Raw genomic sequence first — 19,406 nt, forward strand, 5'->3', positions numbered from 1 at the left:
GAACGCATGAATCCCTCACGCCAGTTTATTCTCCGGCCGGTCGCCACATCCCTGTTGATGCTGGCGATTTTCCTGGCCGGCATCGTCGCCTACAAGCAGCTGCCGCTTTCGGCCCTGCCGGAAGTCGATTATCCGACCATCCAGGTGGTGACGCTGTATCCCGGCGCCAGCCCTGACGTCATGACTTCCTCTGTGACGGCGCCGCTGGAGCGGCAGTTCGGCCAGATGCCCGGCCTTAACCAGATGTCGTCGACCAGTTCCGGCGGCGCTTCGGTCATCACGCTGCAGTTCAGCCTGGACCTGAGCCTGGATATCGCCGAGCAGGAAGTGCAGGCGGCAATCAACGCCGGCGGCAACCTGCTGCCGTCCGACCTGCCGACGCCGCCGATCTACAACAAGGTCAATCCGGCCGACACCCCTATCCTGTCGCTGGCGATCACCTCCAAGACCCTGCCGCTGCCGAAGGTGCAGGATCTGATCGACACTCGCCTGGCGCAAAAGATTTCGCAAGTGCCGGGCGTGGGCCTGGTCAGCCTGTCGGGCGGCCAGCGGCCTGCCGTGCGGCTGCAGTTGAATCCGCGCGCCATCGCCGCGCTGGGCCTGAATCTTGACGATATCCGCACCGCCATCGGCAACGCCAACGTCAACCAGGCCAAGGGCAGTTTCGACGGCCCCTCGCGCGCCTCGACCATCGACGCCAACGACCAGCTGCGCTCGGCCGACGAATACCGCAACCTGATCATCGCCTACAAGAGCGGCGCGCCGATCCGCGTCTCCGATGTCGCCGATGTCGTTGACGATGCCGAAAACGTGCGGCTGGCGGCCTGGGCCAACCAGTCGCCGGCGATCATCCTGAACATCCAGCGGCAGCCGGGCGCCAACGTCATCGGCGTGGTCGACAGCATCAAGAAGATCCTGCCGAAACTGCAGGACACCCTGCCCGGCGCCATCGACGTCCAGATCCTGACCGACCGCACCACCACCATCCGCGCCTCGGTGTCGGATGTGCAGTTCGAACTGCTGCTGTCGATCGCGCTGGTGGTGATGGTGATTTTCCTGTTCCTGCGCAGCGTCCCCGCCACCATCATTCCCAGCGTGGCGGTGCCGCTGTCGCTGATCGGCACGTTCGGCGTCATGTACCTGACCGGATTTTCAGTCAACAACCTGACCCTGATGGCACTCACCATCGCCACCGGCTTCGTAGTCGACGATGCGATCGTGATGATCGAGAATATCTCGCGCTATATCGAAGAAGGCATGAAGCCTCTGCAGGCGGCCTTGAAAGGCGCCGAGCAGATCGGCTTCACCATCATTTCCCTGACGTTTTCCTTAATTGCGGTGCTGATTCCGCTGCTGTTCATGGGCGACGTGGTAGGACGCCTGTTCCGCGAATTCGCCATCACGCTGGCGGTGGCGATCCTGATCTCGGCCGTGATTTCGCTGACGCTCACGCCGATGATGTGCGCCAGGCTGCTGCATCACATCCCGGAAGAAAAGCAAAGCTGGTTCTACCGCAAGAGCGGCGCATTTCTCGACAAGATCATCGCCCGCTACGGCGTCGCCCTGGAATGGGTGCTGCGCCATCAGTTCTCCACCCTGATCGTCGCCATCGGCACGCTGGTGCTGACCGCGGTGCTGTACATCTTCATACCGAAAGGCTTTTTCCCGGTGCAGGACACCGGCGTCATCCAGGGCATTTCGGAAGCCAGCCAGTCGGTTTCCTTCTCCGCCATGGCGGAACGGCAGCAGGCGCTGGCGGCCGTGGTGCTGAAGGATCCGGCAGTCGAAAGCCTGTCTTCCTTCATCGGCATCGACGGCACCAACGCCACGCTCAACAGCGGCCGCATGCTGATCAACCTGAAGCCGCGCGACCAGCGCAACTTGAGCGCCAGCGACATCATCCGCCGCCTGCAGCCGGAACTGGACCGCCAGGTCGGCGGCATCACGCTGTACATGCAGCCGGTGCAAGACTTGACCATCGAGGACAGCGTCAGCCGTACCCAGTATCAGTTTAGCGTCGAGGATGCCAATCCCGACGAACTCAGCATCTGGGTGCCCAAGCTGATCGAACGCCTGCGCCAGATCCCGCAGCTGGCCGATATCGCCAGCAACCAGCAGGATCTCGGCCTGCAGGCTTATATCGCCATCGACCGCGATGCCGCCTCGCGCCTCGGCATCACCACCGCCGCGATCGACAATGCCTTGTACAACGCCTTCGGCCAGCGCCTGATCTCCACCATCTACACCCAGTCCAACCAGTACCGGGTGGTGATGGAAGTGAAGCCGGAATTCCAGAAAGGCCCGGCGGCGCTGAACAGCATCTACCTGGTGTCAGGCAATGGCAACCAGGTGCCTTTGTCCAGCATCGCCACCATCGAAGAACGCACCTCGCCGCTGGTGATCAACCATATCGGCCAGTTCCCCGCCACCACGATTTCCTTCAACCTGGCGGCGGGAGCCTCGCTGGGCGACGCGGTCAAAGCGATCCATGCGGCGGAACTGGAAATCGGCTTGCCGGACAGCATCCAGACCAACTTCCAGGGCGCGGCGCTGGCGTTCCAAGCCTCGCTCAGCAATACCCTGATCCTGATCCTGGCGGCCATCATCACCATGTATATCGCGCTCGGCGTGCTGTATGAAAGCTATATCCACCCGATCACCATCCTGTCGACGCTGCCGTCGGCCGGCGTCGGCGCCTTGCTGTCGCTGATGATCGCCGGCAGCGATCTCGGCATCATCGGCATCATCGGGATTATCCTGCTGATCGGCATCGTCAAGAAAAACGCCATCATGATGATCGACTTCGCCCTGGATGCCGAGCGCAACGAGGGCAAGAGCCCGCGCGAGGCGATCTACCAGGCTTGCCTGCTGCGTTTCCGTCCTATCCTGATGACCACCATGGCGGCGCTGCTGGGCGCCCTGCCGCTGATGCTGGGCAGCGGCGTCGGTTCGGAACTGCGGCAGCCGCTGGGGATCACCATGGTCGGCGGCCTGCTGGTATCGCAGGTGCTGACCTTGTTCACCACGCCGGTCATCTACCTGGCCTTCGACAACCTGGCGCGCCGCATGCGTGAACGCTTCGGCAGCAAGGATGCCGACGGCGACGGCGACCAACATGACGGCACCATAGCGGAGCCGGTCAAGCCGTGATGACAGCATGAATATATCGCGTCCCTTTATCCAGCGGCCGATCGCCACCACTCTGCTGACCATCGGCGTGGCGCTGGCCGGCATGGTGGCGTTCCGGCTGTTGCCGGTGTCGCCCTTGCCGCAGGTGGATTTTCCGACCATCTCGATCTCGGCCGGCTTGCCCGGCGCCAGCCCGGAAACCATGGCGGCCACCGTAGCGACGCCGCTGGAGCGCGCGCTCGGCTCGATTGCCGGCGTCACCGAAATGACTTCCTCGAGCTCGCTCAGCTCGACCCGCATCACCATGCAGTTCGATCTCAGCCGCGACATCGACGGCGCCGCGCGCGACGTGCAGGCGGCGCTCAACGCTGCCCGCAACCTGCTGCCGACCGGCCTGCCCAGCAATCCGAGCTATCGCAAGGTGAATCCGGCCGATGCGCCGATCATGATCCTGTCGCTGACTTCGGACAGCATGACGCAAGGCCAGATGTACGACGCCGCCGACACCATCCTGGCGCAGAAACTGTCGCAGGTGAGCGGCATCGGCCAGGTCAGCGTCGGCGGCAGTTCGCAGCCGGCGGTGCGGGTCGAGCTGAATCCGACCGCGCTCAACAAGTACGGCATCGGCAGCGCCGATGTGCGCACCGCGATCGCCGCCACCAACGCCAACCGCCCCAAGGGCGTGCTGGAAGACGGCGACAAGAACTGGCAGATCTATGCCAACGACCAGGCCAAGACCGCCGCCGAGTACATGCCGCTGATCGTCGCCTATCGCAACGGCGCGGCAGTACGGGTCAGCGATGTCGCCACGGTGGTCGATTCGGTCGCCAACGTGCGCAACGCCGGTTCCGCCAACGGCAAGCCTTCCGTGCTGGTCATCCTGAACCGCCAGCCGGGCGCCAACATCATCGAGACCGTCGACGAAGTACGGGCCCTGCTGCCGCAGCTGCGCGCCTCGATTCCGGCCGCCATCAATCTCGACGTCGTGCTGGACCGCACGCCGACCATCCGCGCTTCCCTGCGCGAAACCGAACGTACCCTGCTGATGTCGATCGGCCTGGTGATCATGGTAGTGTTCCTGTTCCTGCGCAACGGCCGCGCCACGCTGATTCCGGCGGTGGCGGTGCCGGTCTCGCTGATCGGCACTTTCGGCGTCATGTACCTGCTCGGCTACAGCCTCGACAACCTGTCGCTGATGGCGCTGACGATTGCCACCGGCTTCGTGGTGGACGATGCGATCGTGGTGCTGGAAAACGTCTCGCGTCATATCGAACAAGGCAAGAAACCGTTTGCCGCAGCCATGCTGGGGGCCAAGGAAGTCGGCTTCACGGTGCTGTCGATGAGTATCTCGCTGATCGCGGTGTTCATCCCCATCCTCTTGATGGGCGGCATCGTCGGCCGCCTGTTCCGCGAATTTGCGGTCACCCTGTCGGTGGCGATCCTGGTTTCGCTGGTGGTCTCGCTGACGACCACGCCGATGATGTGCGCGCGCTTGCTGAAACACGAACCGCAGCGCCAGCAGGGACGTTTTTTCAACGCCACCGAACGTGCCTTCAACGCCATGCTGCGCGGCTATGAACGTTCGCTGGCATGGGCGCTGCGCTTTTCGCCTCTGATGATGATCATCCTGTTCGCCACCATCGTGCTGAATGTCTATCTGTACACCGTGATTCCCAAGGGCTTTTTCCCGCAGCAGGATACCGGCCTGGTGATAGGCGGCATCCAGGGCGACCAGTCGATCTCGTTCCAGTCGATGAAGACCAAGCTGAATGAGTTCGTCGGCATCGTCCGCAACGACCCCGATGTGCAGAGCGTGATCGCCTTCACCGGCGGCGGCCAGAGCAACCGCGGCAATATGTTCATTACGCTCAAGCCGCTGACCGTACGCAAGCTCACCGCGGACCAGGTGATCGCCCGCCTGCGCGGCAAGCTCAGCCATGTGCCGGGCGCCAACCTGTTCATGCAATCGGTGCAGGATATCCGCGTCGGCGGCCGCTCCAGCGATGCCCAGTACCAGTACACCCTGCAGTCCGACGACCTCAATGAGCTGCGCACTTGGGAACCGAAGATCCGCGAAGCCTTCAGCGCCCTGCCCGAGCTGGCCGACGTCAATACCGACCAGCAGGACAAGGGCTTGCAGACCACCCTGACCATAGACCGCGAAACAGCGATCCGCAATGGCGTCACGCCGCAGCTGATCGATGCCACCCTGAACGATCTGTTCGGCCAGCGCCAGGTGTCGACCATCTACAGCGGCATGAACCAGTATCACGTGGTGATGGAAGCGGCGCCGCAATACTGGCAAAGCCCGCAAGTGCTGCATGACACCTATGTCAGCATTCCGGCCAGCACCGCCAACCTGTCGCCCACCACCTCCGCCCTCGGCACGCCGCCGGCGTTGACGGCCAACGGCAAGCTGGCTTCCAACTCGTCGCTGGCGCTGACCTTGTCGACCGCGGCGGAAAAACAGATGCCGCTGGCGGCGTTTTCCAGCTTCCAGCCGACCAATACCTCGCTCGGCGTCAATCACCAGAGCCAGTTCATCGCCTCCACCATCTCCTTCAACCTGCCGGCCGGCGTCTCGCTGTCGGAAGCGACGCTGGCGATCAACGATGCGCTAGCCCGGATCGGCGTGCCGACCTCAGTGCACGGCAGCTTCCAGGGCACCGCCAATGTGTTCCAGTCATCCCTGAACAGCCAGCCGATGCTGATCCTGACGGCGCTGCTGGCGGTCTATATCGTGCTCGGCGTCCTGTATGAGAGCTATGTGCACCCGATCACCATCATCTCGACCCTGCCTTCGGCCGGCGTCGGCGCCCTGCTTGCATTGCTGGCGACCGGCACCGATTTCAGCCTGATCGCCCTGATCGGCGTGATCCTGCTGATCGGCATCGTCAAGAAGAACGCCATCATGATGATCGACTTCGCCCTGCATGTGGAACGGGAACAGGGGCTGTCGCCGCGCGATGCGATTTTCGAAGCCTGCCGGCTGCGCTTCCGGCCGATCATGATGACTACCATGGCCGCCATGCTGGGCGCAGTGCCGCTGGCGCTGGGCGCCGGCGACGGCGCCGAACTGCGACGGCCGCTGGGGATCGCGATTGTCGGCGGTCTGATCATGAGCCAGCTGCTGACCTTGTACACGACGCCGGTGGTGTATCTGTACATGGACAGGTTCCGCCTGTGGAGCAAGGATAAATGGGAACGGCGCGGCGGCAGGCCGGCGCCGGATGCGGCTGAAGCGGTGTAAGCTGGTGTACTGCTAGCTACAGACGCCACAAGCACGGCCACAAGACAATCAACGGATCTGATATGAAACACTCGCAAGCACCTATGCATAAAACCCTGCTGGCGGCGGCTGCCGCGGCGCTGCTGCTGAGCGCCTGCGCGGTCGGCCCTGACTATGTGCGGCCGGCCACCGAGGCGCCGACCGCGTTCAAGGAAAACAAGGACTGGAAAACCGCCACGCCGAAGGACCAGGAGCTGCGCGGCAACTGGTGGGAAATCTACCAGGATCCGCAACTGAACGGTCTGATTGAACAGGTCAACATCTCCAATCAGAACCTGGTGCAGGCCGAAGCGCAGTTCCGCCAGGCCGCGGCGCTGGTGCAGTCGGCGCGGGCAGCTTACCTGCCGACGGTATCGGCCAGCGTGTCCGCCACCCGCTCGGGCGGCGGCCGCACCGGCAGCAACAGCAGCAACACCAACGGCGGCTCAGTGTCGAACAGCTTCTCGCTCGGTCCAAGCGTGAGCTGGGAACCGGACCTGTGGGGCCGCATCAGCCGCACGGTCGAAGCCAACCAGGCCACGGCCCAGGCCAGCGCCGCGGATCTGCAGGCAACCAGACTGAGCGCGCAAGCCACGCTGGCGCAAAACTATCTGCAATTGCGGGTGCTCGACGCGCAGCAAACCCTGCTCAACGATACCGTTGCCGCCTACCAGAGATCGTACCAGCTGACGCAGAACCAGTATGCCGTTGGCGTAGTGGCCAAGTCCGACGTGATCCAGGCCCAGACCCAGCTCAAGGGCGCCCAAGCGCAGGCGCTGGACAATGGCGTGCTGCGCGCTCAGCTGGAGCATGCCATCGCCATGCTGACCGGGCAGCCGGCCTCGGCTTTCTCGATTGCGCCGGCCGCCATGGTGGCGATGCTGCCGGCGATTCCGGTCGGCGTCCCTTCCACCCTGCTGGAACGGCGTCCCGACATCAGCGCCGCCGAGCGCCGCGCGGCGGCAGCCAATGCCCAGATCGGCGTCGCCAAGGCGGCTTATTTTCCGAACCTGACCCTGTCTGCTTCCGGCGGCTTCCAGAGCAACAGCTTCGCCAACTGGCTGACCGTGCCGAACCGCATCTGGTCGCTCGGTCCGGCGCTGGCGGCAACCCTGTTTGACGGTGGCGCGCGGCGCGCCCAGAGCGACCAGGCGATCGCCGGCTTCGACGCCAGCGTCGCCGCCTACAAGCAAACCGTGCTGACCGGCTTCCAGGAGGTTGAAGACAACCTGGCGGCCTTGCGCATCCTGGAACAGGAAGCGGCGGTGCAGGATGAAACGGTCAAGTCGGCAAGGCTGGCGGTGGAACTGATCCTCAACCAGTACAAGTCCGGCCTGGTGAATTACACTAGCGTGGCGACGGTGCAGGCAACCGCGCTCAGCGCCGAGCGCTCAGCGCTGGATATCCAGAACCGGCGCCTGTCTGCCAGCGTGCTGCTGATCAAGGCGCTGGGCGGCGGCTGGGACCAGGCTGAACTGCCGGCCAACAAGGTATTGAACGACCGCGACGCCACGCTCGCCAGCGGCAAGCCGGCTGCGAAGTAGCCGTATGGCCGCGGCCGGCGGCGTAGTTCGGGATAAGAATGAGATAAACAACAAGATAAGCGGGGGAATCATGAAATTCAGCGCCAGCTGGCAATTGTTTGCGCTGGGCTCGGCATTTTTCGCCGGCCTGACAGCGATCTTCGGAAAGTTCGGCGTAGTCGGCATGAACTCCAACTTCGCCACCTTCATCCGCACCGTGGTGATCCTGTTCGTGATCGCCGGCATCGTCACCTTGCGCGACGAATGGCAGAAGCCGGCGCTGGTCGGCGCTTCCAACTGGCTGTTCCTGGTGCTGTCGGCGATCGCCACCGGCCTGTCCTGGCTGTGCTACTACCACGCACTGCAAATCGGCCCGATTTCAAAAGTAGCGCCTATCGACAAACTGAGCGTCGCCTTCGCCATCGTGCTGGGCCTGCTGTTTGCCGGCGAACAGCTGACCTGGCCGGTGGCCATCGGCGGCTCGCTGATCGTCGCCGGCTCGGTCGTGATTATCGCGTTCTAGGGCCCAGGACCTGTTAAGCGACGTGCAGCAGCGTTGCCGGCATCGTGCCGCGCAAGGCGTTGCACACCATGATTTCTTCCGCCGCCAGTAAATCGTCCATGCCGAGGCTGCGCTCGGCGGCATTCCACACCGGATCGTTCAACACCACGCTGCGCATCACACCCGCCAGCACTCCCGCGCTCAGCGGCGGCGTATACCAGCGGCCATCCAGCTTGAGAAAGACGCTGCTGCGGCCGCCTTCGGTTAATTCTCCCCGCTGGTTAAAGAACAGCATGTCGAAAGCGCCCAGCTGCTGGGCCTGCTGCCAGGCCTGGTCGTAACGCTGCCGCACGGTGGTCTTATGGCGCAAAAACAAGTCGTCTGACTGCGTCGGCGCCGGCGCGATCAGCAAGCTGACCGGTGTCGCCAACGCCGTCAGCTCCGCGCTCTGCAAGCTGCAAGCGCCATCGGCGGACAGGCTCAGGCGCAAGCGCATGGCGCCGGTAGCCGGCAAGGCGGCGCAATGCGCTTGCAGCGGGCCGCGCAAGGCCATATCGTCGCAGGGAAAGCCGAAATAGGCGGCCGATTGATGCAGGCGCCGCAAATGCAGCTCCAGGTGACGGCAACCGTCGGCTCTGGTCGCATGCATGGTTTCAAACAAGGAAAAATCGGGCGCCAAGCCGGTCAGGAATTTCGCCTTCAAAGCGCATTCCGCATATTCTTCCGCCGCCACGCTGTCATGCACGATGCCGGCGCCGACGCCCATTTCAGCACGCCGTATAGCGGCGCCATCCGGCCCTTGCGGCGCCGCCGGCTGCAGCCACAGCGTGCGGATCGGCACCGACAGGCAGAAGTCGCCGAACTGGCGGCCGGCCGGTTCGGCATCGAACCAGCCTATCGCGCCGGTATACAGGCCGCGCGGCTCGGGTTCCAGCTCCTGGATGATCTGCATGGTGCGGTGCTTGGGCGCGCCGGTGATCGAACCGCAGGGATACAGCGCCTGTATGACGGCGCTGAGGCTGACATCGTCGCGCACCTGGGCCCGCACCGTGGATGTCATCTGCAGCACGGTATTGAACTGCGTCACCTCGAACAGATGCGGCACCTGCACCGAGCCGGGCGCCGCGATGCGGCCCAGGTCGTTGCGCAGCAGATCGACGATCATCAGGTTTTCCGCCAGGTTCTTGGGATCGGCCGCGAGCGCCTGCGCCGCCTGGAGATCCAGTTCGGCATCGCCGCTGGCGGCGGCGGTGCCTTTCATCGGCCGCGCCGTCAGCCAGCCATCGGCATGCCGCACAAACAGTTCCGGCGACAGCGACAGCACGGTCGTGCCATCAGGCAGCTGGATCAAGCCGCCATAGGGCACCGGCTGCCGGCTTCTGAGCTGGCGGAACAGTGTGAGCGGACTGCCGTAGACATCGAAACGCAGGCGATAAGTGTAATTGACCTGGTAGGTATCGCCCGCCTCGATGTAGGCATGGATCCTGGCAATGGCCTCGGCAAACTGCGCTGCACTGACGTTCGGCTGCAGATTGGCGATGCCGGCGCTGCCGCCGGCGTCGCCTTCGGCGGCCTGGCGCTGTTCCAGCCAGTGGTCCACCTCGCTGTCGCTCAAATGCCGGCATTGCGAAAACAATAGAATCTGCGCCAGCATTGACGGCGGCGATGGCGCGGCCTGGGAAATCCCCTGCAAGCCCAGCCCGAGTTCATAAGTGAACAGGCTGACCGCGTGCAAACCCTCGCGCAAGGCCTGTTGCATCTGGGCGATCAACAGCGGCAGCTGGTCGGCGGCAAAACATTGCAGGCTACGCACATGGCCGGTGTACAGGCGCGATGAGGGAGAGTCCGACACGGCCGCAGTGCGGTCATCCAGCAATGCGAAACATTCGGTCGGTGAGTGAGGCGTGTTGATCATGATTTTTTGCAAAGATGCCACGAGCGGCTGATGCGACAGCCTGCATGCTACCCGATCAGAAGCGAAATGGTTAAAACGTTATAATTATGCTCTTTGTAAGCGCAGCGGATCCGCCCGCGGCCAGATGCTTGCCGCGGCGATGAAGTTTGCGTCTTGAACAGCACTTCTCACCTATCCCCGATGGCTATATCCCGCGTCTTTCTCACGCCACTGATCGTGGCTTGCGCCCTGTTCATGGAAAACATGGACTCCACCGTGATCGCTACGTCATTGCCGATGATGGCGCAAGACATGGGAGAAAGTCCGATCGCGCTCAAGCTGGCGATGACTTCGTATCTGGTCAGCCTGGCGGTGTTCATCCCGATCAGCGGCTGGATGGCCGACCGCTTCGGCGCCCGCACCGTATTCCGCAGCGCCATCGGCGTCTTCATGCTGGGCTCTATCCTGTGCGGCATGTCGGGTACGCTGGCGCAATTCGTCGCCGCCCGTTTCCTGCAAGGGATAGGCGGCGCCATGATGGTGCCGGTGGGCCGCCTGGTGATCCTGCGCACCACCTCCAAGGCGGAGCTGGTGCGCGCCCTCAGCTACCTGACCATCCCGGCCTTGCTGGGACCGGTGATCGGGCCGCCCCTGGGCGGCTTCATCACCACCTATTTCCATTGGCGCTGGATTTTCTTCATCAACGTCCCGATCAGCATTCTCGGCATCTACCTGGCGACGCGCTATATCGAAAACCTGCGCAGCGACGACACCGTGCCGCTCGACCTGCCCGGCTTCCTGCTGTCCGCCATCGGCTGTTCGACCCTGATGTTCGGGCTGGCCAGCGCCGGCCGCCACCTGGTGGCCGGCGATGTTTCGCTGATCTGCGTGGTGGCCGGCAGCCTCAGTTTGCTGGCCTATGTCTGGCACGCATTGCGCACGCCGCATCCGCTGATCAACCTGCGCCTGCTGAAAATCCCGACGCTGCGCATGAATGTCTACGGCGGCTCGCTGTTCCGCATCGGCGTCGGCGCCCTGCCGTTCCTGTTGCCGCTGCTGTTCCAGCTGGGCTTCGGCCTAACGCCGTTCCAGTCGGGCCTGCTGACCTGCGCTTCGGCGGCGGGTGCGATTTTTGTCAAAACCATGACCACCAAGGTGCTGAAACGGTTCGGCTTCCGCAGCGTGCTGGTGTACAACACCTTGCTCGGCGCCTTGTCGATGGCCGCCTTCGGCGTGCTCAAGGCGGACACCTCGCATGTCTTCATCATTCTTTTGCTGTTGCTGGGCGGTTGCGTGCGGTCCATGCAGTTCACCAGCCTGAATGCCATCGCCTATGCGGAAATCGACCAGCGGCAGATGAGCCAGGCCACCAGCCTGACCAGCGTCGCCCAGCAGCTGGCGATCGGCCTGGGCGTGACAGTGGGCGGCTTTGCGTTGCAGGTCTCGAACCAGGTCCAGGGCCATGCCGCCATCGTCAGCGCCGACTTCTGGCCCGCCTTTTTGGTGATCGCCCTGATCGCCATGGCTTCGCTGCCGTTTGCCTTGAAGCTGCAGCCGGACGCCGGCGCCGAAATGTCGGGCCGCAGGGCTGGTTGAATCGACTGCCTGCGTTTAATCGAAGCGCAGGTTATACGTGACTTCGAGGCCGTTGATGGTGCCGCCGCGCATCACCATCGACCAGCGCCGTGAAAATTGCCAGGTCAGCTTCAGGATGCTGGCGGCGCTGGTCAGGCTCTGTTCATAGCCGAGATTGATCTTCTCGGTAATCGCCTTGCCCAGGTTCACCACCTGCTCGTTGTCGATGCCGGAATCGCTGGAGCCGATCGAGAATTCGTCGAAGCCTATGCCCTGTGCGATCTTCTTGCCGCCGTAATTCCCCAGCAGCGCCAGCGCCTGTCCGGCCGCCTGGCGCTGGCCCAGCGCCGAACTGTCGCTGCCGTGGCCGAACATCAGCCAGGACAGTTTTTCTTCATCCGACACATTCGGTTCGGACACCAGCTTGACCCGCAGATTGGATGGATTGCCGGTGATTTCGGCGCCAGCCTCGATTTCCTGGTTGCGCTTCATGGCCAGGATATTGATGTTCGGATTGTCGATCGGTCCCTGGAAATTGATCAGCCCGCGCTCAATCGCCAGCTTGCGGCCGAATACCTCGTAGGTGCCGTTGGCGACACGGATGGTGCCGGTCGCGCGCAAGGGCTGGTAAGGCTCGCTACGGACCTGCATAGCGCCGCGCAGCAGCAAATCGGCGCCGCTGCCGCGGAAACGGAAATCATCGCCGAAATCGACTTCTACATTCATCACCGGCGTGGCGGCGCCGGCCGGCTTCTGCGCCGTCTTGGCCAGCTTTTCCTGTTCCGTGAGCGGCGCCGCCCGCGCCGTCTTCACGTCCTTGCGCACGATGACGACGTCGTCGCCCAGCTTCGGCGCGCTGCTCTTCGGCAAGTCGAACTGCGCCTTGTCGATCTTGAACTTGCCGTCGACATGCAACTGCTCTTTGACGTTGGCGATCTTGGCCTGGCCGGACAGCATCAGCTGGCGATCCGGGCTGGCGAACAATTGAAGGCGATCGGCGATCACGCTGGCGGTGAGATCGGGATTGTCGTGGCCCAGCTGCAGCCTGCCGGTGGCGCGCACATTGCCGTCGCCGCCGTGGAATTCCAGCTGCTGCAGATCGACCACGTTATCCGCCAGGCTCAGGCGCGCCGTGCCGTCCTTTAATTTGATCCCCTGGTCAAACAAGGTGACGGCCAGCTGGTCGCCATTGACCTTGCCCGACAGCTTAGGCTTGCCCAACTCGCCGCCCAGGTTCAAATCCATGCCGATGCTGCCGTCGAGCGCCACTTGCGGCCCGATCAGCGCGCCTATCGATTTCAGCTGCGGCACCCGCACAACCGCCTGTCCGGACAAGGCCGAACTATCGCTGAAGCCCCAGACGCCGTCGGTCTTCTGCAAAGCCAGTTGCACCTGCGCCGCCAGCGTGCCGATTCTGGACGCTGCCAGCTGGCTGTCCAGCTTGATGCGGCTGGCCTGCAGATCCGCCCGCAATTTCAGTTCCGACAAACCCAGGCTGACATCGCCGCGTCCCGGATTGACGCGCAAGTCGCCGCTGCGGCGGGCGATCTGCAGGAAACCGCTCATGCTGTCCGCCAGCGTGAAATCCCAGCTGCTATCGAGCACCAGGTCTGTCTTGACCGGCAATTCCGGGGCGCCAAACTCGTGCGCCAGGCTCAGGATGGTTGCCACATTCAAGGCATTGATGGCGCCGCTCGACTGCAGCTTGCCGTGATCGAAGCTGAAATTCTTCAGGTCGATCTGGGCATCCGCCACATTCAGACGCGTGGCGCCGAGCAGCACGCGGCCCGCTTCGGCAGTAACCGACAACGGGCTCGCCATGCTGATGCGCGGCACGCCCTGGTTTTGCAGTTCGCTGATCTGCCCTTGCCAGCCGTAGCCTGTCTTGCTTTCGCTGAGTTTCCCCTGCGCCGCCATGGTCAGGTGCAAAGGCTTGCCGTGCAGGGTGCCGTTGCTCTCCAGTTTCAAGGTGTGCGCTGCATACGTGCCGGCCAGGTTCAGGTTGAGCTTATCCAGCGCCACGTCGGCGCTATGCAAGCCGCGCCCGTCTATGCTCAGCGCCAGGCGGTTGCTGCTTGAATTGAGACTGGCGTTCAGGTCCGCCTGCACATCGGCCTGCCCCGACAGGCTGTCCAGCCGATGCTCGCCAAAGGCCAGCTTCTCTGCATGGTAGGTGGCCTGCACATTCGGTTTCTGTATGGTGCCGCTGAGTTGCCCGTCCAGGTGCACGGCGCCCGTCATGCCGAATCCCAGCCGCTGCAATTCCGGCGCATCCACTTTCAGGTTGAGACGATCTCCGGCGGCGCCAAAGCTGCCTTTGGCGTGCACTTCATTGCCAGCCACCGATAATGCCAGTTCGCTCGGCAGCAAGCGCGTGCCCGCCAGATTGAGCAAGCCGTTGCCGCTCATCGGCAACTGGTCGTAGCTGCTGTCGCGGACCGCGAATTTGAGCTTCAGCTTGAGTTCCGGCGTCAGGTTGCCGGCGGCATCGATATCCATGTTGATATTGGCGGCCACCGCGCGCGCAGTTGACGTTGTTGGCGCCGGAACCGGGGCCGGCCGCTTGCCCGCATGCGCAGTGGCCTTGACCGGCGCGTTGCCGTTAATCCAGAGGAAGGGATTGAAGTCACGCAAAGTCCCCTTTACCGCATACGCCATGCCGCCATCCAGACCCAAGCTGCCGCTGGCGTCGAGACGCGCGGCGCCGGCAGCCAGCTGAGCGGTTTTCAGGAGGACCTGCTTGGCGTCGATTACCGCTTCCAGCTTGGCCTTGTAGGCGGCATCCGCCAGGTCCAGGCTGATCTGCTGGTTGTCCGGCGTCAGCTTGATGTTGAGCGGGCCGCGCAGCTGCGTCGGCTTCAGCTTGCCGTGCAAGGCTTGCAGATCGAGGCCGGCGGCATTGAAGCTGAATTCACCACTGTGCTTGTTCTTGCCGTCGCTATGATATTCGCCCTGGCCGCTGATGGTGGCGTCTTTCACCAGCTTCAGCTGCAGTTGCGAGAGTTGCTGGGTCTGGGTATCCAGCCGCAGCTCGGCGCCGGCGCTGACCAGCGGCAAGCGGTCCTGGTCCAGGGCGCCGGCCATGGCGTTGACAATGCGCACCGGACCGCTTACTGCCAGCGTAGATAAATCGACGCTGGCGCCGGCCGCCGTTGCCGGCGGCGCCACCGGTTTGAGGGTCGCCTGCAGGCTCAGGTCAGCCTGCGGCGCGCCGCTGCTGAACAGTTTCGGATTGACGTGGGCGACATGCAAGTCCAGCGTCTGGAACGGGATCGCTGCAAACGGCGTGGCGGCGACCTTGGCGCTGCCGCTCAGTTTGTCGCCGCGCGCGGTGAGGTCTACCCCCAGCGCCGCCAGGCTGCCGGACAACACCGCATCCAGCTGATATTTTTCTTTCTCATATTCGCCGCCAAGCTCGGCGCCGCCGCTCAGCGCAAATGGCGACACGCCGTTCAGGCTGAGCTTGGCGCTGGCCTTGCCGTAGGGTGTAACTAGCCGTTCCAGCACCAGATTGTGCTGCACGCCGTCCGATTCGCCATGCAATTGCAGATGACTCAATTCAGTCGTGCTCAAACCTTGGTGCAAGGACAGCTTGTTCAGCGAGATATCGTTGAGCAGCAGCTGCAGCGGCAGCTTCAGGCTGGCCGGCATCACCGTCGGCGTCGGCGGCGTCGGCTCCAGGCGGGCGTCGACATCGCCCACATGCAGATAAGCGACCTGCAGCTTCAAGGGCGAGAAGGTCAGCTGCCACTTGGCATCGATGCGATCGATCTTGTATTGCTGGGTAGCGTCGCGATACACCAGGTTACGCAGCCGCAAGCCGTCCGCCAGCGTGCCGCCGGCCAGTTGGCCAGACAAGTTGCCGTGCAGCGCCCAGCTACTGAGCTGCCACAGTGCGCGCGCGCCAGACTCCGTGCGCAAGCCATAGAACAAGCCTCCCGCCAGCAGGATCAGCACCAACGGCAAAGCCGCCAGCAAGCGCCACAGCCAGCGCAGACGGCCAGGAGCCGCGCCCCGATTCGGTGGCGGTGCAACTGGTTCGGCAGGGCTGGTGGTGGCTTCGGTCATGCGTTCAATCGTGGAAATAAAAAATCAGAAGGCGATACCCAGCGAAATATGCGGCCGGAACTGCTTGGCCTGGACGCCATAGGCGAGATCGAGGTTGACGGTGCCGACCGGGCTGCGATAACGCACGCCGGGGCCGACCCCGACCTTGATGCTGCGCCTGGCCCAGCTGTCGGTGGCGGTGCCGGCATCGTAGAACAGGGCGCCGCCCCACTGCTCGCTGATCCAGTGCTGATATTCGGCGCTGGCGGTCACCATATACTTGGTCGGATATACCGTGCCGTTTTGCGAGTTGCCTATGCTTTCATAGCTGTAGCCGCGCACCGATTCATTGCCGCCGGCGCGGAACAGCAAGGAAGCCGGCACGGCGGCGCTGGAGCCGGCGGTAAACACGCCGCCCAGCTCGGTGCGCAAGATCACGACGTCGCGCTTGGCCACCGGGAAATAATACTTATAGCGGCCGTCGGCCCGGAAAAAGGTCTGGTCGGTCAGGAAGCCTTTTACGGCGAAACCGGTCTGTATCGAAAAGATATGGCCGCTGCGCGGGAAAATCGCGTTGTCCACCGCGCGCCTGACCCAGGAGAAACCGGGCACCAGGGCCTGGTGCTGGCCCGGCTGGATCACCGTGTTCGGCGGCAGCACGGCGCCGTCGGTCTGCTGCAGGCGGTCGCGATAATAGTCCAGGGTCAAGGCGGTATCGTAGTTTTCCAGCGAACGGGCGCGCTTCAGACCGATCTTCATGCTGCGCAAATCGACCCCTTGCAAGGTGGTCCGGTCATACGAGCCGTTGACGCCATTGATGAAGCTACGGCTGTCCGGCGGCATCGACAGATCCAGCGCGCCATACTGCCGCCGCTGCTCGATCTTGGTCTGGGCATCGAACACCCAGGCCTTGCCGAACACGTTGTAGTTGGTGTAACGGCCTTGCACCTGGGCGCCGGTATCCGATGCGTAGCCGAGGCCGGTGCGCAGGCGCTGGGTCTGGAATTCGGTGACCTGCACATTGACCGGCGTTTCCTGCGCGTGCAGCGGATCGTCGTCGATGCTGACGATGACATTGCCGAAGTAAGGCGTGTTCTGGATCTGCCTTTGCAGCAGCAGCAATCGCTCCACGCTGTACTCCTCCCCCACCTGCAGGGGATTGACGTTCTCGATGATGCTGTTCGGATAACGCTTGGTGCCGGTGATGCGCAAGGGGCCAAGGGTAAAGCCGGGGCCGCTGTCATATTGCACGCTCAGTTGCGCATCGTTGTCTTCCGGCGTGATGCGCGCTTCCGACTGCGCCACCTTGGCTGCCGGATAGCGCTTCTTGAGCAACACCTGCAAACCGTCTTCCTTGGCCTTGGCCCAGTCGGCCTGGCGGAACGGCTGGCCGACCGGCAGCCCCCAGTTCTGCTTGATCTGGCTGACGCGTTCGGGCGCTTCGCTCGCGGCTTTGCCGACGACATCGACGGCGGCGGCGGACACCACGGTGCGCTGCTGCGGATCGACTGCCAGGCGAATCGTCTTTGTCTCGCCGGGCTCCACGGTCACCTTGGTCTTCGGCGAAAAATAGCCTTCCGTCGAAGTCAGCTGCGTGACTTGCTCGTCCACCGTATCGATCAGGAATTTCAACTGGTCCTCGCTCAAATCTTCTCGATCCTTATAGCGCGACAAATCCAGATGCTGTTCCAGCAGCGCTTTCAGGTCGCCAGGGGCGTCGATCTCCACCTTATATGCGGCGTGGGCAGCGGACGCGGCAAAGCTGCCGGCCATGACGAGCAGAGCGAAAACCGTGCGATGGACGATTGGCGTCAAGCGCCCGCCAAAACGATGCATCATGCGCGACTGCCTGTCACGGGCAGCGGCATGGTCTTTGTCTTCGAGAGAAACTGTAGGAACATAGGCAAGCGCAACAATACGGAGGGTCATTCTAACAAATATTATTTTTATATTGCGAAAACGACATTGTCCCCTGCCCACATTGTAGGGGAAGAGAAGCGCTTCTGGCCAGCGGTAACATGATTTAACGTCATGTCGGCAAACAACTTACTCGGGATAGGTCATCTTCTGCGGCTGCACCCATTCCACGAACTCTTGTTCGGTCACATAGCCAAGCGCCAATGCCGCCTGTTTCAGCGTGCTGCCGTCATGATGCGCATGCTTGGCGATCTGCGCCGCGCGGTCGTAACCGATATGCGGCGCCAGCGCGGTCACCAGCATCAGCGAGCGCTCCATCAGCTCGGCGATGCGGTCTCGGTTGGCGGCGATGCCGTCGGCGCAATGCTCTTCAAAGCTGCTCATGCCGTCCGCCAGCAGGCGCACGCTCTGCAGGAAATTATGCGCGATCAGCGGCTTGAAAACGTTCAGCTCGAAGTTGCCGGAAGCGCCGCCGAAATTGATCGCCACATCGTTGCCGAATACCTGACTGCACAGCATGGTCAGCGCTTCGCACTGGGTCGGATTGACCTTGCCCGGCATGATCGAACTACCCGGCTCGTTCTCCGGGATGCTGATCTCGCCCAGGCCCGAGCGCGGTCCGGAAGCCAGCCAGCGCACATCGTTGGCGATCTTCATCAGCGCCGCGGCCAGGGTTTTCAAGGCGCCGTGGGCGGCCACCAGGCCGTCGTGCGCCGCCAGCGCGGCGAACTTATTGTCAGCAGTGCGGAACGGCAGGCCCTCCGTCTTGGCCAGCTGGGCCGCCACGCGGCTGCCGAAATCCTTGGGCGCATTCAGGCCGGTGCCGACCGCGGTGCCGCCGGCTGCCAGGTCGCACAGCGGTTCCAGCGCAGCCTTGATGATTTTCTCCGCCAGGTCCAGCTGCGCGACATAGCCGGAGAATTCCTGGCCCAGCGTCAGCGGCGTGGCGTCCTGCAGATGGGTGCGGCCGATCTTGACGATGTCGTCGAATTCAGTGGATTTGCGCTGCAAGGTGGCGCGCAGTTTTTGCAGCGCCGGCAACAGCTTGCCGGCGACCGCCAGCGCGGCGGCGACATGCATCGCGGTCGGGAAGATATCGTTGGACGACTGGCTCATGTTGACGGCATCGTTGGGATGCACCAGGCGCTCTTCCCCGCGCACGCCGCCGAGAATTTCGGAAGCGCGGTTGGCCAGCACTTCGTTCATGTTCATATTGCTCTGGGTGCCGGAGCCGGTCTGCCAGATCGACAGGGGGAATTCATCCGGATGCTTGCCTGCGATCACTTCCTGCGCCGCCTGGATGATGGCGCCGGCCTGGCCTTTCTGCAGCTTGCCGAGATCCAGGTTGACCTGCGCGCAGGCCTGCTTGACGGCCGCCAGGGCGACGATCAGTTCGGTCGGCATGCGTTCGCTGGAAATATGGAAATGATGCAGGCTGCGCTGCGTCTGCGCACCCCATAGCTTGTCGTCCGGGACTTCGATCTTGCCAAAGGTGTCGCGTTCGGTTCTGGTGGTGGTCATTTGAGCTCCATAGAGGACGACGTTGCGTGC

General features: G+C 63.2%; 9 protein-coding genes. 5 read left to right on the top strand and 4 right to left on the bottom strand.

Annotated features, from left to right (window positions below; all coding sequences use genetic code 11):
- The first annotated feature begins 6 nt into the window (after positions 1-6).
- From AC07V8_RS07140 to AC07V8_RS07155, 4 genes are all read left to right on the top strand, one after another.
- Positions 7-3,150, top strand: coding sequence for an MdtB/MuxB family multidrug efflux RND transporter permease subunit (locus AC07V8_RS07140; RefSeq protein WP_494679047.1), 3,144 nt, complete (start codon positions 7-9; stop codon positions 3,148-3,150).
- Between the two features lie 7 nt (positions 3,151-3,157).
- Positions 3,158-6,379: an efflux RND transporter permease subunit gene (locus AC07V8_RS07145; protein WP_494679046.1), complete on the top strand. Its 3,222-nt coding sequence runs from the start codon at positions 3,158-3,160 to the stop codon at positions 6,377-6,379.
- 62 nt (positions 6,380-6,441) lie between these two features.
- Positions 6,442-7,941: an efflux transporter outer membrane subunit gene (locus tag AC07V8_RS07150; RefSeq protein ID WP_494679045.1), complete on the top strand. Its 1,500-nt coding sequence runs from the start codon at positions 6,442-6,444 to the stop codon at positions 7,939-7,941.
- Between the two features lie 70 nt (positions 7,942-8,011).
- Positions 8,012-8,443: an EamA family transporter gene (locus AC07V8_RS07155; RefSeq protein ID WP_494679044.1), complete on the top strand. Its 432-nt coding sequence runs from the start codon at positions 8,012-8,014 to the stop codon at positions 8,441-8,443.
- Between the two features lie 13 nt (positions 8,444-8,456).
- On the opposite strand, the gene pabB is transcribed toward AC07V8_RS07155, so the two are convergent.
- Positions 8,457-10,337 carry an aminodeoxychorismate synthase component I gene (pabB, locus tag AC07V8_RS07160; RefSeq protein ID WP_494679043.1) on the bottom strand — a complete coding sequence of 627 codons (1,881 nt, stop codon included), beginning with the start codon at positions 10,335-10,337 and terminating at the stop codon, positions 8,457-8,459.
- A 180-nt stretch (positions 10,338-10,517) separates the two neighbouring features.
- Here pabB and AC07V8_RS07165 point away from each other — a divergent pair, with 180 nt between their 5' ends.
- A complete protein-coding gene (locus AC07V8_RS07165; RefSeq protein ID WP_494679042.1) occupies positions 10,518-11,912 on the top strand; it encodes an MFS transporter in 1,395 nt (464 codons plus the stop codon).
- A 15-nt stretch (positions 11,913-11,927) separates the two neighbouring features.
- Here the strand turns inward: AC07V8_RS07165 and AC07V8_RS07170 are convergent, their stop codons facing one another.
- From AC07V8_RS07170 to fumC, 3 genes are all read right to left on the bottom strand, one after another.
- A complete protein-coding gene (locus AC07V8_RS07170; RefSeq protein WP_494679041.1) occupies positions 11,928-15,959 on the bottom strand; it encodes a translocation/assembly module TamB domain-containing protein in 4,032 nt (1,343 codons plus the stop codon).
- Positions 15,960-15,983: 24 nt separating this feature from the next.
- A complete protein-coding gene (locus AC07V8_RS07175) occupies positions 15,984-17,711 on the bottom strand; it encodes an autotransporter assembly complex protein TamA (protein WP_494679091.1) in 1,728 nt (575 codons plus the stop codon).
- Positions 17,712-17,984: 273 nt separating this feature from the next.
- Entirely contained in the window at positions 17,985-19,376 is a 1,392-nt protein-coding gene (fumC, locus tag AC07V8_RS07180) for a class II fumarate hydratase (RefSeq protein WP_494679040.1), read from the bottom strand.
- Positions 19,377-19,406 lie beyond the last annotated feature (30 nt).

The organism is Collimonas sp. GW821-FHT02H07 (genome assembly GCF_059421505.1).

What these genes read in the sequence shown, in the direction of transcription:
- fumC (WP_494679040.1), bottom strand. Translation starts at nt 19,376, where the DNA reads ATGACCACCACCAGAACCGAACGCGACACCTTTGGCAAGATCGAAGTC.
- AC07V8_RS07170 (WP_494679041.1), bottom strand. Translation starts at nt 15,959, where the DNA reads ATGACCGAAGCCACCACCAGCCCTGCCGAACCAGTTGCACCGCCACCG.
- AC07V8_RS07150 (WP_494679045.1), top strand. Translation starts at nt 6,442, where the DNA reads ATGAAACACTCGCAAGCACCTATGCATAAAACCCTGCTGGCGGCGGCT.
- AC07V8_RS07140 (WP_494679047.1), top strand. Translation starts at nt 7, where the DNA reads ATGAATCCCTCACGCCAGTTTATTCTCCGGCCGGTCGCCACATCCCTG.
- AC07V8_RS07165 (WP_494679042.1), top strand. Translation starts at nt 10,518, where the DNA reads ATGGCTATATCCCGCGTCTTTCTCACGCCACTGATCGTGGCTTGCGCC.
- pabB (WP_494679043.1), bottom strand. Translation starts at nt 10,337, where the DNA reads ATGATCAACACGCCTCACTCACCGACCGAATGTTTCGCATTGCTGGAT.
- AC07V8_RS07175 (WP_494679091.1), bottom strand. Translation starts at nt 17,711, where the DNA reads ATGGCCGGCAGCTTTGCCGCGTCCGCTGCCCACGCCGCATATAAGGTG.
- AC07V8_RS07145 (WP_494679046.1), top strand. Translation starts at nt 3,158, where the DNA reads ATGAATATATCGCGTCCCTTTATCCAGCGGCCGATCGCCACCACTCTG.
- AC07V8_RS07155 (WP_494679044.1), top strand. Translation starts at nt 8,012, where the DNA reads ATGAAATTCAGCGCCAGCTGGCAATTGTTTGCGCTGGGCTCGGCATTT.